This is a genomic window from Bacillus sp. Marseille-Q3570, assembly GCF_946151055.1.
In the GTDB taxonomy this organism is placed as follows: Bacteria; Bacillota; Bacilli; order Bacillales; family Fictibacillaceae; genus Pseudalkalibacillus.
The window spans coordinates 327,442-340,720 of record NZ_CAMGYZ010000002.1 but is presented as its reverse complement, the minus strand read 5'-3'; the positions used below and the strand labels follow the sequence as shown (position 1 = coordinate 340,720).

Sequence of the window (13,279 nt, the reverse complement as noted above, 5' to 3'; positions counted from 1 at the left end):
GGAATCAGAATGTCATCGATCTTATACGAAGTAAAAAATCATATTGCCTATGTGACACTGAACCGACCTGATGTGTTGAATTGCTTCAATTACGAAACTTTGAAAAAATTAGGCGAAGTCGTCGAAGAGATCCATCATAATCCTGAAGCCCGAGTCGTCATTTTTACAGGAGCTGGGGAAAAAGCATTCAGTGCTGGAGCTGATCTGAAAGAGCGTAAGAACCTCACTGAAAATGAAGTCCGTCGCAACGTCACGAAAATCAGAGACGTTTTTACCGCAGTAGATAAGCTTCCACAGCCTACGATTGCTGCGATGAATGGCTATGCCTTCGGTGGAGGTTTCGAGCTTGCTTTGGCATGTGACTTCCGGATAGCAGTCGATACGAAGATGGGCTTGACGGAGCTTGGATGGGCGATCATCCCTGGTGCTGGTGGAACTCAGCGTCTGCCGCGCCTGATTGGACAGGCAAAAGCGATGGAATTGATCCTGACTGCGAAAAAGCTGTCTTCAGATGAAGCGATGCAATATGGAATTGTAAACGAAGTGGTTTCTTCTGAAAAATTGATTGAAACTGCTGAACAATGGGCAGAAAGAATGCTGAAGAATGGTCCGATTGCCTTGAAACAAGCGAAATACGCAATCAAGCAAGGCATGAACGTCGACTTGGAGACAGGTCTCAATCTTGAAGCAAAAGCGTATGAAGTGACGATTCCGACAAAGGATCGTGTTGAAGCACTTGTCGCTTTTGGGGAAAAACGTCCGCCGCAGTTTAAAGGAGAATGACGATTTGAAGACTGTCCATCCTTTTTACGGCATACTTAAGTACAGTAATGTTTTACTATTGATAAAAGAATAGGAAACTACGGTTGAATTTGAGTTAAGGCTTGATTTCGCCAGGTTTTCCTACTAATATTGTGGGTAATTTGAAAGATTGAATCGGAAAAGGATGAACACGATGCAAAACAGTCTGAATACACGGTCAATGATTTTTACGTTATACGGAGATTACATCCGTCACTACGGAAACGATATATGGATTGGCAGTTTGATTCGCTTGTTGAAGGAATTTGGACATAATGAACAATCGGTACGTGCTGCGATATCCAGAATGAATAAACAGGGGTGGGTCACCGCTGAACGTAAAGGGAACAAAAGCTATTATCGATTGACGGAACAAGGCGTCGAAAGGATTGAAGAAGCGGCTAACCGGATTTTCAAACTTCAACCTGAAACATGGGATGGAAAGTGGAGAATGTTCACTTACACGATTCCAGAGGATAAGAGGAGCATCCGTGATGAGTTGCGGAAAGAACTAGTCTGGAGCGGTTTCGGACTGTTATCCAACAGTTTCTGGATTTCACCGAATCAACAAGAAAAACAAGTGAATCAGATGATTGAAAAGTATGATATACGCGATTATGTCCATTTCTTCCTATCTGAACACAAAGGTCCTCATAAGAGTGAAAAGCTCGTGGAGGAATGCTGGGATTTGAATGAAATCAACATGAAGTACGAGGATTTCATCAAGTCCTATAGCCAGAAATATGTCATCGATAAAAGCAAGATTGAAAAAGGGGAGAAGTCGGACGGAGAATGCTTTGTGGAGCGTACGAAGCTTGTCCACGAATATCGGAAGTTCCTGTTCGTCGATCCAGGATTGCCGCAAGAGCTGTTACCCAAAAAGTGGCTCGGGGATTATGCTGCCAGTCTTTTCAGTGACTATTACAAAGCCTTGGCACAACCTGCAAGCCGTTTTTTCGAGGATGTTTTCAGTGAAGGAAACGAAGTGAAAAACCGCGACAAGAAGTATGATGCGTTGAATCATCCGCTGATCATCGAAACGAATAATTAAAGGTACAATAGGCGGCTGAAATGTACGCGGATGAGACCAAAGGAAAAAGGGCTGTCCAAAAAATGGATCAGCCCTTTTCAATGGCAATCTATCGTGCTGCTCAATCTGCGCAAAGGGTTGAATTCGCCAAGTTTTCTTTACACCTCATGGCATAAGGGCAACTAAGGCTCAATCTGCGCCAGGGCTTGAATTCACCAAGTTTTCTTTAAACTCTTTGGCTTTTTGTTCATAGGTGTCAATTGTCAGTTGGATCAGTTCAAGGTCTTTATCGTTCAATTCTCGGACGACTTTTCCTGGCGACCCCATCACCATTGTGCGAGGTGGAATCTTCTTACCAGGTGGAACCAATGTATTTGCCCCGATAAAGGCGGATTCACCGATTTCGGCACCATCCAGGATTGTCGCACCCATCCCGACAAGTGCACCTTTTCGAATCGTACACCCATGGAGGATGACATTATGCCCGATCGAGACTTCATCTTCAAGGATAAGCGGGAACTCTTCGTATAAGTGTAATGTACAGTTGTCCTGGACGTTACAGCGGTCACCGATTCGGATCGGCGCTTCATCACCACGGACCACCGTATTGAACCAGACACTTGAATTTTTACCAATCGTAACGTCACCAATGATATGTACACCTGGTGCGATGAAAACGGATTCGTCCACTCTTGGACTTAGACCGTTGTATGGATATAACATGTAAAAACCTCCTTGAAAGCGTTTCCTAGATTATATCATAGATCAAAAAGTAGAAGGCGCTTTGTAAACTAGGAGGAGAGTGCACGAAACAGTCGATCACCAGCAATTCAACAATTACATTCAACAGAAAGGATCATCGATATGAACCCGTTATACCAATTACTCAAAATAAAATACCCTATTATCCAAGGGGGGATGGGGAACGTTTCAAATGCCCCTTTGACGGCTGCAATTTCTGAAGCCGGGGGTTTGGGAACAATCGGGATCGGAACCTTTCAACCTGATGAAATAGAAGACATTATCAAGCGTACAAAAGAACTTACGGACAAACCGTTCGCAGTGAATATTCCACTGAGTGTTTCCCCAGCTGTGAAAGAAGCGGCGATGCTCATGTTCCAATATGATGTACCTGTTGTCGTATTATCCGCTGGGAACCCCGCACCTTTCCTCCCTAAGTTTAAAGAACGCGGAGTGACAGTCATTTGTGTAGTCGCTTCAGTCAAACATGCACGAAAGGCTGAAGAAGCAGGCGCAGACATCATCGTTGCGGAAGGTTATGAAGCAGCCGGAATCAATGCAACTGAGGAATCGACAACAATGACTCTCATCCCGCAAGTGTCGGATGCGGTTGATATCCCTGTCGTTGCGGCTGGTGGTATTGGGGATGGGCGTGGTCTAGCGGCTGCCCTGGCACTTGGTGCATCCGGGGTTCAAATGGGTACACGTTTCATTGCAACACAAGAAGGCGTTTTCCATGAGAACTATAAGCAAAAACTGATTGAAGCCGATGATACAGAGACGACGATTGTCGGTAGAAGCTATGGGAAAATCCGCCGCCTGATGAAGACACCTTATGCAAAACAGTTATTAGAAGATGAAGCGAAGGGAGCGGACCTTCAATCGTTCGTAGCGAAGACGACAGAAGATTTCCACCGGAAAGGAGCGGTTGAAGGGAATTTGGAAGAAGGATTCATCAATTCCGGGCAAATTGCTGGATTGATCCGTGACATACCGACAGTTTCAGAGTTACTGGAGCGTATGATGTCAGAGTTGAAAGAAACATTGGGTGCGTTAGATCAAAGGTATTAAGGGTTTTAATACTTCAAAGCTTTGAAGTTGTAAAATATTTATGGTTGTCTTACTTACAAATATTTGTTACGAATAGATATTGGGATAGTGCCTTTATTGAAGGTGAATGTTGATGCGTTTTGAAAATTTCTCAGACAATCAACTATATAGAATAAAAAACTAATAGAAAGTTCTGGAGGTACTTATGGCGCAACAAGAGCAATGGGCATCTAAACTTACATTCATTTTGGCAGCAGCAGGTTCGGCTATCGGACTCGGCGCGATCTGGAAGTTTCCATACGTCGCCGGGAACAGTGGTGGGGGAGCATTCTTCCTTGTATTCCTTCTATTTACTTTACTAGTAGGCCTTCCGTTATTATTGGCTGAATTCGTTATTGGGCGCAGCACACAAAAAGAAGCCATTTCAGCTTACCGGACCATCGCACCAGGCTGGGAATTCATCGGCCGTATTGGTGTGTTCAGTGCATTCATTCTATTATCCTTCTATAGTGTAATTGGTGGTTGGATTCTATTATATTTCGGTGCAAGTATCACTGGATACGTTTCTGGTGTAAGTGATTATGAACAGTTATTCGGCACTATCATCTCCAATCCGTGGACTGCTGTAGGTTCACAGTTTGCATTCATTCTATTGACGATCCTGGTCGTTGCACGGGGAATTAAAGAAGGAATTGAGAAGGCGAGCAAATGGATGATGCCCGCGTTATTCATTTTGTTCCTTGTTCTGATCGGCCGCTCGTTGACGCTTGATGGTGCGCTGGAAGGAGTACGATTCTTCCTGCAACCTGACTTCAGCAGATTAACTTCTGAAGGTGTTCTTTTCGCATTAGGTCAATCATTCTTCTCCCTGAGTCTCGGTATTTCCGTCATGGTGACGTATAGCTCTTATTTATCAAAACGAGAAAGTCTGAGCAAATCAGCAGGTTCAATCGTAGCGATGAACATTTTCATAACGATCCTTTCAGGGTTAGCGATCTTTCCGGCCGTTTTTTCTTTAGGCTTTGAACCAACTGAAGGGCCAGGATTGTTGTTCATCGTTTTACCGTCTGTCTTTGCTCAAATGCCAGCAGGGACGTTTTTCTTCATCGCATTTCTGGCGTTATTCCTATTTGCGACGTTGACTTCAGCGTTCTCGATGCTTGAGATCATCGTTGCATCAGTGGCGAAAGAGTCCCGTGAGCGTCGTTCGAAAGCTGCTTGGTGGATCGGACTGGCGATCTTTGTCATCGGTGTTCCATCTGCACTTTCGTATGGAATTCTAGGGAATATCACATTGTTTGATAAAATCATCTTCGATCTGATGGACTATCTTGTAAGTAACATCTTGCTTCCGTTAGGGGCGTTACTGATCTCCATCTTCGTGTCGTGGAGAATGAAGCGTGAAGTACTTGTGGCTGAATTGACTGATGGCAGTCATGTTGGGAAAAGGCTTTTTGCACTATGGCTGCTTGTGTTGAAGTATTTTGTACCACTCGTCATCATCATCGTATTCATTGATGCACTTGGATTCATTTAAAAATAGTTTGAGAAGAGCAGCCTAAGCTGTAACTACAACCGGTTCCGTTTTGGAGTACAAAATCGGAAATCGCAGAGTTTTTACACATAGTTTCGCAAAGGAATTCACAAAAGAGCTCATAATTGAGCTCTTTTCTTCGTTATATTGTTGAGGAGCGTATTCCATTAATGCCCGATTGAGAAAGAATGACTTATTCATAAATCTAACGGACATAGAAGACCTTATTTCTACAAAATACTCATTTTTATAAACTTAACGGACACAGAAGACCTTATTTGCTCCAAGATCATCGAAACAATGTACTTTTTAACGAATAACGTCTCTGGTGTCCGTTAGCATACGACAATTGGCTTTTTTGTCACAAATAGAGTCTCTCCTGTCCGTTAAGCCACAACTGCAATCCTTCTTCAACAATCTTACCCGTTTGTAAAATCTACGAACACAGGTTTAAAACTCGAAATAAAGGCGAACGATATAGTACAATGATGTACGGACAACATGAGCGAATCGATAGAAAGGGGAATAAATCCTATGCTAAATGAAAAAGTAGCTGTCATCACTGGTGCATCCCGAGGTGCAGGTAAAGCAATTGCTACTCGAGTAGCGGCCGAGGGAACGAAATTAGCAATCATCGGGTCTTCTGAACAAATTCATGAAACCGCAAAAGAATTAGAGGAAAACGGCAGCAAGGTACTTAGCCTTCAAGCTGATGTTACGGATGAGCAGCAAGTCAAAAAAGCGTTTAAACAAATTTTCGATCATTACGGACAAGTTGATATTTTAATCAATAATGCTGGAATCGGATTTTTCAAAACTGCTGAAGAGACAACTCTTGAAGATTGGGAGAAAGTTTTCGCTGTCAACACGCGCGGGGTGTTTTTAACCACGAAGGAAGTCCTGCCGTTCATGAAAGAAAAACGATCTGGTACGATCATCACCATTTCATCAGATGTAGGGAGAAGAACGATCGCCAATGGATCAGCGTATACAGCAACAAAGTATGCGGTTCAAGGATTCATCGGTTCAGTGGCACAGGAAGTACAAGAGTACGGCATCCGTGTCGGTACTGTAAACCCTGGAGCAATCGACACGTTCTTTGCGGATTCCAAACAGGGTGAAGAGCATAAAGAGGATTGGTTGAAGGTCGATGACATCGCAGAGGCAGTATGTTATATGGCTTCAGCTCCGAAGCACATGATCATCGATGAAATCGTCCTGCACCCATTGTCACAGGAATACCCGAGATATTAATCGAATATCAAAACAACTAGTTGAAGATGACTCGAAAGTATCGATATTCACGAAATAACGTTTTCCGTTAGTGAATGCGGTATACGATTCGAGTCGTCTTTTTTATCGGGCAAAAAAGAGGGGTTACTGGAGGATGTCCGACACTTTAAAGCGTTAAAACCCTGATGTCATGCAAAAATCACCTCTTTCGAAGTAAGCTGGAACCTTACATTTCATTGCATTTTATTAAACAAAATGATATTATATCGTTAAATAAACGTCATATTTAAAATGGATAATAACGTCCATTTATAAAGAATGAACTGGACTTGGAATAGAATACAGTTTCTCTTCATGAAGATAAGAAGCAAAGGAGGCAGATATAATGAAGCCAGGTATGCAAGTTGGTCAACAGGCTACCATTACTGCTACAGTGACACCTGATATGTATGCGCAGTTCGAAGGGAATTTGGTACACCCTGCTTATTCGACTGTTTCGATGGTCTATCACATGGAATGGGCAGCACGGCAAATCATTCTTCCATATCTTGAAGAACACGAGGAAGGAATTGGTGGTGGAGTTTCAGCCAAACATCTCAACCCGACGCCTGCTGGAAGCGAAATCACCGTAACGGCTACTCTTAGAGAGATAAAAGGAAGAGCGGTCATCTGTGATCTCGAAGTTCGGAACAATAAAGAAAAAATTGGAGAAGGCGAAGTCACACAATATATACTACCGAAAGAAATGATCAAGGAAAAGATCGAGTCGATGAAGGCTTAATTTTTTGCAATTGTATGAAAGCGTTTACGATGACGGTTCAATAGTCATCCAGATTAATAGAATTGGGGGATTACACCATGTTTGAACGCATCAATGGACACGAACAAGTTTTGTTTTGCAATGATCCTGATACAGGGCTGAAAGCTATTATCGCGATACATAATACGACACTGGGACCAGCATTGGGCGGTTGTCGTATGAGACCATATAATTCTACGGACGAGGCGATCGAGGATGTACTCCGTCTATCAAAAGGCATGACTTATAAATGCGCTGCGGCAGATGTTGATTTCGGAGGCGGAAAGGCAGTGATCATTGGAGATCCATTGAAGGATCGTTCGCCTGAATTATTCCGTGCATTCGGCCAATTCGTAGAATCGTTAAGCGGACGTTTCTATACAGGCACCGATATGGGGACGACTCCAGACGATTTCGTCCATGCATTGAAAGAAACGAATTGCATCGTCGGTGTGCCTGAAGAATATGGTGGAAGCGGAGACTCATCGATTCCGACTGCAGAAGGGGTTCTTTATGGTCTGAAGGCGACGAATAACGTCCTTTACGGTTCCGATGATTTAAGTGGTAAAACGTATTCGATCCAGGGACTTGGAAAAGTTGGATACAAAGTTGCTGAAAAACTACTTGAAGATGGCGCTGACCTTTATGTCACTGATATCAATGAATCGGCTATCAGACAAATCATCGATCAAGCTGAAGGTCTGAAAGGTAACGTAAGAGTCGTAGAAGGCAATGAAATCTACAGTGTTCCAGCAGATGTTTTCGTTCCTTGTGCGCTTGGAGGAATCATCAACGACGAAACGATTGAACAGTTGAAGGTGAAGGCTGTCGTCGGATCTGCGAACAACCAGCTATTAAGAGATGAACACGGCAAGTTCTTGCAGGAAAAAGGAATCATATATGCACCAGATTATATCGTGAACGCTGGCGGACTCATCCAGGTGTCTGATGAGTTGTACAGCCCGAACAAAGACCGTGTTCTAGCAAAAACAAAAGCCATTTACGATACTTTGATGGAAATCTACCAAAAATCTAATGAACAATCGATCTCCACTGCTGAATCCGCAAATCAATTTTGTAATGATCGTTTGACAAAGAGAATGAAGCGCAACAGCTTCTTCAGTCATAAGAAACGACAAAAATGGAATGTACGTAACTAAGGAGGGGTCTTATGGAAGCGCAATTTCCTATAAAACAGATCTTGAATGAAGACGGTGTCATCGTCAACTCAGAATATGAACAAGAGATGACAGAATCATTGACGAAAGAACTTTATATAAAAATGCTCAGAGCACGGATGTTTGACCGTAAAGGTGTAAATCTACAACGGCAAGGACGGATCGGTACGTATGTCCCATTTGAAGGGCAAGAAGCAGCTCAAGTAGGGAGCTCGCTTGTGCTTGAAGAAGGCGACTGGATGTTCCCGACATATCGTGATCATGCGGCAACATTAACCTATGGCCACTCTGCCCGCAACCTATTCCTTTATTGGAAAGGGTATCCAATGGGATGTGTGCCGCCAGAAGGAAAGAACATTTTCCCTCCAGCAGTGCCAATCGCTTCTCAACTTTTACATGCTACAGGTACAGCATGGGCTGAAAAAATGAAAGGCACTGACCGTGGTTCCATCGTCTATTTCGGTGATGGAGCAACTTCAGAAGGGGACTTTCATGAAGGTTTGAATTTTGCAAGCGTTTTCAATGCCCCTGTTGTCTTTTTCAATCAAAACAACGGGTTCGCCATTTCGGTGCCGATGGAAAAGCAGATGAAGACGAAGACGATCGCACAGAAAGCGGTCGCTTATGACATTCCGGGCGTCCGGATCGATGGAAATGATATTTTCGTCGTGTATTTCGAAACGAAAAAAGCGATGGAGCACGCCCGCGAAGGAAACGGTCCGACGTTGATCGAGGCTGTGACCTATCGCTACGGTGCTCATACGACGGCAGATGATCCAAGCAAATACCGTGATCAAGAAGAAGCGAAGCGCCGCCGTGAAACGACCGACCCGCTATTGCGACTTGAGCGCTATATGGCAAACAAGGGCTATTTTGAAGAGGCTTGGAAAACACAGGTCGAAGAAGAGATTACAAGAGAAATCGAACAAGCTGTTGAAGATATGGAAGCATTCGGTCCAGCAGAGCCGACCGATATGTTTACGCATGTCTTCCAAACACCGACCTGGTCTGTCCAGGAACATCTTGATGGATTCAAGTCCCGTATGAAGGAGGAAGTGTAAATGAGTACAGCGGTTAAAACTCAGAAACTGACGATGGTGCAAGCGATCACCGACGCAATGGCGACAATGATGCGCGAGCATGACGATGTACTCGTTTTAGGTGAGGATGTCGGGAGGAACGGTGGAGTTTTCCGTGCAACCGACGGACTTCAGGCTGAATTCGGTGAAAACCGAGTCATTGATACGCCTTTGGCTGAATCGGGAATTATCGGTACTTCGATCGGACTTGCAATGAATGGCTTCCGACCGATTGCGGAAATGCAATTTTTCGGATTCATCTATCCTGCTTTCAACCAGATCATGACGCATGCTTCACGGATCCGTTCACGGACTCTCGGTCATTTTACCGTTCCAATGGTTATCCGAGCTCCATTCGGAGCTGGGGTCCGTGCGCCGGAAATCCACTCTGACAGTGTCGAAGCGCTGTTCACACATATGCCAGGTATCAAGGTGGTCGTCCCATCCAATGCGTATGATGCGAAAGGGCTTTTGATTGCGAGCATCGAGGATCCTGATCCGGTCTTGTTCTTGGAGCCGATGCGCTGCTACCGTTCACATAAGCTTGAAATACCGGAAGAGAAATATACAGTTGAAATCGGAAAAGGCGCTCGACTTCAAGAGGGGGAAGACATAACCCTGATTGCATGGGGAGCGATGGTGGACGTCGTAAAGAAAGCGGCGAAGGAAATTGAAGAAGCGGAAGGCATAACGTGTGACGTTCTTGATTTACGCACACTCTATCCTCTAGACCGTGATCTGATCGCTGAGTCTGTGCAAAAAACCGGGCGTGCTGTCATTGTACACGAGGCACCAGGAACAGGCGGAGTAGGAAACGATGTGGTTTCGTTGATCAATGACACCTCATTCCTGCACTTACGCTCACCGATCAAGCGTGTGACAGGTCATGATACACCGGTTCCGATGTTTGCGATCGAGGACCACTATCTGCCTGATGCTGAGCGTGTCAAGCAGGCTATTGTTGATACAGTACGTTTCTAAGATAGGAGGAAGAAGATGATTGAAGTAAAGCTCCATGACATCGGGGAAGGAATAACAGAAGGAGAAATCACACATTTTCATGTCTCTCCAGGAGACGTAGTCAAAATCGACCAACCATTAGTCGAGGTCCAGACAGATAAAGTAACAGCTGAACTCCCGTCACCAGTCGCGGGTACGGTAAAAGAAATCAAAGCGTCTGAAGGTGAAGTCGTCACAGTCGGTACTACGATCATCCTGATTGAAAAAGAAGGTAGTGTTCCTACAGAAGATAAAATGCCGGAAGAACCAGTGCAGGTTAAACCAGAAAAACCTGTACCAGCAGCCCAAACTGAACATTCAATGAGCGCAGTGCAATCCATGACACGCTTAACAAGACGTGTACTTGCAGCTCCATATACGAGGAAAATCGCTCGTGAAAACAATGTAAACATCGAGCAGATCAATGGGTCTGGTCCTGCTGGACGTGTAACTGAAGAGGATGTGTATCAATTCATCAATGGCGGTCAGGAACAGGTGGAAACGAAACAAGAGGAAGCGTCTGTGGCCCCTGCAGCAATGACAATACCTGTAGCAGAAGCAAAGGAAATTCCTTTCAAAGGACGCCGGAAACAGATTGCGCAGAAGATGACGCAATCACTTTACACGATTCCACACGTGTCTCATTTTGATGAAGTCGATCTTACGAATCTATTAGACTTGAAAAAATCCCTTAAAGCAGCTGACCCGGATGGATCGAAGGGAATGAACGTATCACTCGCTGCCTTCTTTGTAAAAGCGTTACAGCTAGCACTGCGTGATTATCCAATCTTCAATTCAAAACTCGATGAAGAGAATGAAGTCATCCGACTCGAAGGTGAAGTGAACATGGGGATTGCGACGGATGCTGACGATGGATTGATCGTGCCAGTTGTGAAGAATGTAGAACAAAAATCGATCTCTTCAATCAACAGCGAAATGAAAGAGCTGATCAATAAAGCGAAAACGAATAAATTGAAGCCATCTGAAATGAAGGGCGGCACATTCACGATCAGTAATGTCGGTCCACTTGGAAGCACTGGTGCGACACCGATCATCAACCATCCTGAAGTCGGTTTGATGGCTTTCCATAAAACGAAGAAAATGCCTGTCGTCATCAATGATGAAATCGTCATCCGCTCGATCATGAATGTATCGATGACATTCGATCACCGTGTAGCGGATGGTGCTACCGCAGTCGCATTTACGAATCGCTTCATGCACTATATCGAAAACCCTGCAGCAATGACATTGGAGCTGATATAACATGGTAGTAGGTGAAGTAATACAAGAGCGTGAACTGATCATCGTCGGCGGAGGACCTGGGGGATACAATGCTGCAATCCGTGCTGCTCAGCTCGGAATCGAGGTTACGCTGATTGAAAAAGGAGACCTCGGCGGCATCTGTCTGAGTAAGGGGTGTATCCCATCAAAACTTTATGCACACACAGCAGAAAAGCTGGGAGATTGGAAACACATGCAGCAGCTTGGGATTGAGGCCGCTGAACCTAAGTTCAACATGTCCCAGCACAACACCTATATGAAACAAACCGTTTCCGCATTACAGAAGGGTGTCGAAGCGCTATGTAAAGCAAATAAAATCGAGGTCATCAATGGAAGCGCCTCTTTTATGACAGGAAACCGTATCGGTGTTGAATCGGGCGATACGTTCGAGATGTATAAGTATGAAAAGTCGATTGTAGCGACTGGGGCATCCACCGCTATACCGGAAGAGATCGACGCACGCTTCAATCACGTATACAACGCTCAGGAGATATACGCGATCGAAGAAGTGCCGGAGCATCTCGTAATCTATGGATCCGACTATATTACGTTAGAAGCGGCTACGAGTTTCAATGCAATGGGATCGAAGGTTACAATTGTCTTAGATGGGGGTAATGCGTTCGGATTTGATACGGAGATCAACAAAGAATTGACACGTGTCATGAAAAAATCAAAGATTAAAGTCATCAAAGATACCATTATCGAAACAGTTGAAGAAAGTGACGACAACGTAACGCTCCACCTGGTGAAAAAGGATGAAAAACTGACGGTTGAAGGTTCTCATCTGCTCGTTTCAACAGGCTTCCAGCCAAACACTACGGAACTTGGTCTTGAAGCGTTATCAATCGAAACAGACGAAAACGGGTTTCTAGTGGTCAACGAATTCAGTGAAACGACAGAGAAGAATATCTATGCAGTAGGAGATGTAACAATTGGACCATCACTTGCTGTCAAAGCGATCAAGCAAGGAAAAGTTGCGGCAGAGCACATTGCAGGGAAATCACCAGAGCTTAATCTCCGCTATATCCCGACAGTTGTTCATACCTCTACACCGATAGCATATGCGGGCCTCACAGAGGATCAAGCTGTTGAGGAGGGCTATCAAGTGGTTACCGGCCAATTCTCGATGGCAGGGAATGGCTTTGCGAGTATCGCTGGGAAAAAAGAAGGACTTGTCAAAATCGTCAAAGATGCTGAAACGGACATGTTGCTCGGTGTCCATATGATCGGACAGGGTGCTGTGGAGATGATTTCATCCGGAGTGACAGCACTCGAAATGGCTGCTCGCGACGAAGATCTCTCGTATCCGTTCTATCCGCATCCAAGCTTCAATGAAGGATGGCTGGAAGCTCTTGAGTCAATGACCGGAGAAGCGATCCACATTCCACCGAACAAACAACAGAAGAAAGAAGCAGAACCAGTAATCTAATATGAAAAAGCTGATCGAAATTCGATTTCGATCAGCTTTATTTGTGTTTTACGCAGAACCGAGGGACGATATAAATACCAATCTCGCGGAACTGACGGTTAATCTGGCGGAAACGGTGGATATTC

General features: G+C 44.6%; 13 protein-coding genes. 12 read left to right on the top strand and 1 reads right to left on the bottom strand.

The window, feature by feature from the left end; genetic code table 11:
• The first annotated feature begins 9 nt into the window (after positions 1-9).
• From N8M93_RS04965 to N8M93_RS04955, 3 genes are all read left to right on the top strand, one after another.
• The gene (locus N8M93_RS04965) at positions 10-783 is read left to right on the top strand and encodes an enoyl-CoA hydratase-related protein (protein ID WP_261130089.1); all 774 of its coding nucleotides are present in this window, start codon (positions 10-12) and stop codon (positions 781-783) included.
• A 172-nt stretch (positions 784-955) separates the two neighbouring features.
• Positions 956-1,852, top strand: a complete 897-nt coding sequence (paaX, locus tag N8M93_RS04960) for a phenylacetic acid degradation operon negative regulatory protein PaaX (protein WP_261130088.1) — start codon at positions 956-958, stop codon at positions 1,850-1,852.
• Between the two features lie 20 nt (positions 1,853-1,872).
• On the top strand, positions 1,873-2,007 hold the full coding sequence (locus tag N8M93_RS04955) for a hypothetical protein (RefSeq protein WP_261130087.1): 135 nt from the start codon (positions 1,873-1,875) through the stop codon (positions 2,005-2,007).
• Between the two features lie 13 nt (positions 2,008-2,020).
• On the opposite strand, the gene N8M93_RS04950 is transcribed toward N8M93_RS04955, so the two are convergent.
• Complete coding sequence (locus tag N8M93_RS04950) at positions 2,021-2,554, bottom strand: gamma carbonic anhydrase family protein (RefSeq protein ID WP_261130086.1); 534 nt, start codon at positions 2,552-2,554, stop codon at positions 2,021-2,023.
• Between the two features lie 141 nt (positions 2,555-2,695).
• Between N8M93_RS04950 and N8M93_RS04945 the strand changes: the two genes are divergently transcribed.
• The 9 genes from N8M93_RS04945 to lpdA all read left to right on the top strand — a co-directional run bounded on the left by N8M93_RS04945 (position 2,696) and on the right by lpdA (position 13,154).
• Positions 2,696-3,643, top strand: coding sequence for a nitronate monooxygenase family protein (locus tag N8M93_RS04945; protein WP_261130084.1), 948 nt, complete (start codon positions 2,696-2,698; stop codon positions 3,641-3,643).
• Between the two features lie 184 nt (positions 3,644-3,827).
• Positions 3,828-5,159, top strand: a complete 1,332-nt coding sequence (locus N8M93_RS04940) for a sodium-dependent transporter (protein WP_261130083.1) — start codon at positions 3,828-3,830, stop codon at positions 5,157-5,159.
• Positions 5,160-5,690: 531 nt separating this feature from the next.
• Positions 5,691-6,410 carry an SDR family oxidoreductase gene (locus N8M93_RS04935; protein ID WP_261130082.1) on the top strand — a complete coding sequence of 240 codons (720 nt, stop codon included), beginning with the start codon at positions 5,691-5,693 and terminating at the stop codon, positions 6,408-6,410.
• Positions 6,411-6,774: 364 nt separating this feature from the next.
• A complete protein-coding gene (locus N8M93_RS04930; protein WP_261130081.1) occupies positions 6,775-7,170 on the top strand; it encodes a thioesterase family protein in 396 nt (131 codons plus the stop codon).
• Between the two features lie 77 nt (positions 7,171-7,247).
• Positions 7,248-8,348 carry a Glu/Leu/Phe/Val dehydrogenase dimerization domain-containing protein gene (locus N8M93_RS04925; protein ID WP_261130079.1) on the top strand — a complete coding sequence of 367 codons (1,101 nt, stop codon included), beginning with the start codon at positions 7,248-7,250 and terminating at the stop codon, positions 8,346-8,348.
• A gap of 11 nt (positions 8,349-8,359) precedes the next feature.
• Positions 8,360-9,427, top strand: a complete 1,068-nt coding sequence (gene pdhA / locus N8M93_RS04920; protein ID WP_261130078.1) for a pyruvate dehydrogenase (acetyl-transferring) E1 component subunit alpha — start codon at positions 8,360-8,362, stop codon at positions 9,425-9,427.
• The gene (locus N8M93_RS04915) at positions 9,428-10,426 is read left to right on the top strand and encodes an alpha-ketoacid dehydrogenase subunit beta (protein ID WP_261130075.1); all 999 of its coding nucleotides are present in this window, start codon (positions 9,428-9,430) and stop codon (positions 10,424-10,426) included.
• Between the two features lie 15 nt (positions 10,427-10,441).
• Positions 10,442-11,707, top strand: a complete 1,266-nt coding sequence (locus tag N8M93_RS04910) for a dihydrolipoamide acetyltransferase family protein (RefSeq protein ID WP_261130073.1) — start codon at positions 10,442-10,444, stop codon at positions 11,705-11,707.
• Position 11,708: 1 nt separating this feature from the next.
• Positions 11,709-13,154 carry a dihydrolipoyl dehydrogenase gene (gene lpdA, locus N8M93_RS04905; protein WP_261130072.1) on the top strand — a complete coding sequence of 482 codons (1,446 nt, stop codon included), beginning with the start codon at positions 11,709-11,711 and terminating at the stop codon, positions 13,152-13,154.
• Positions 13,155-13,279: the final 125 nt, after the last annotated feature.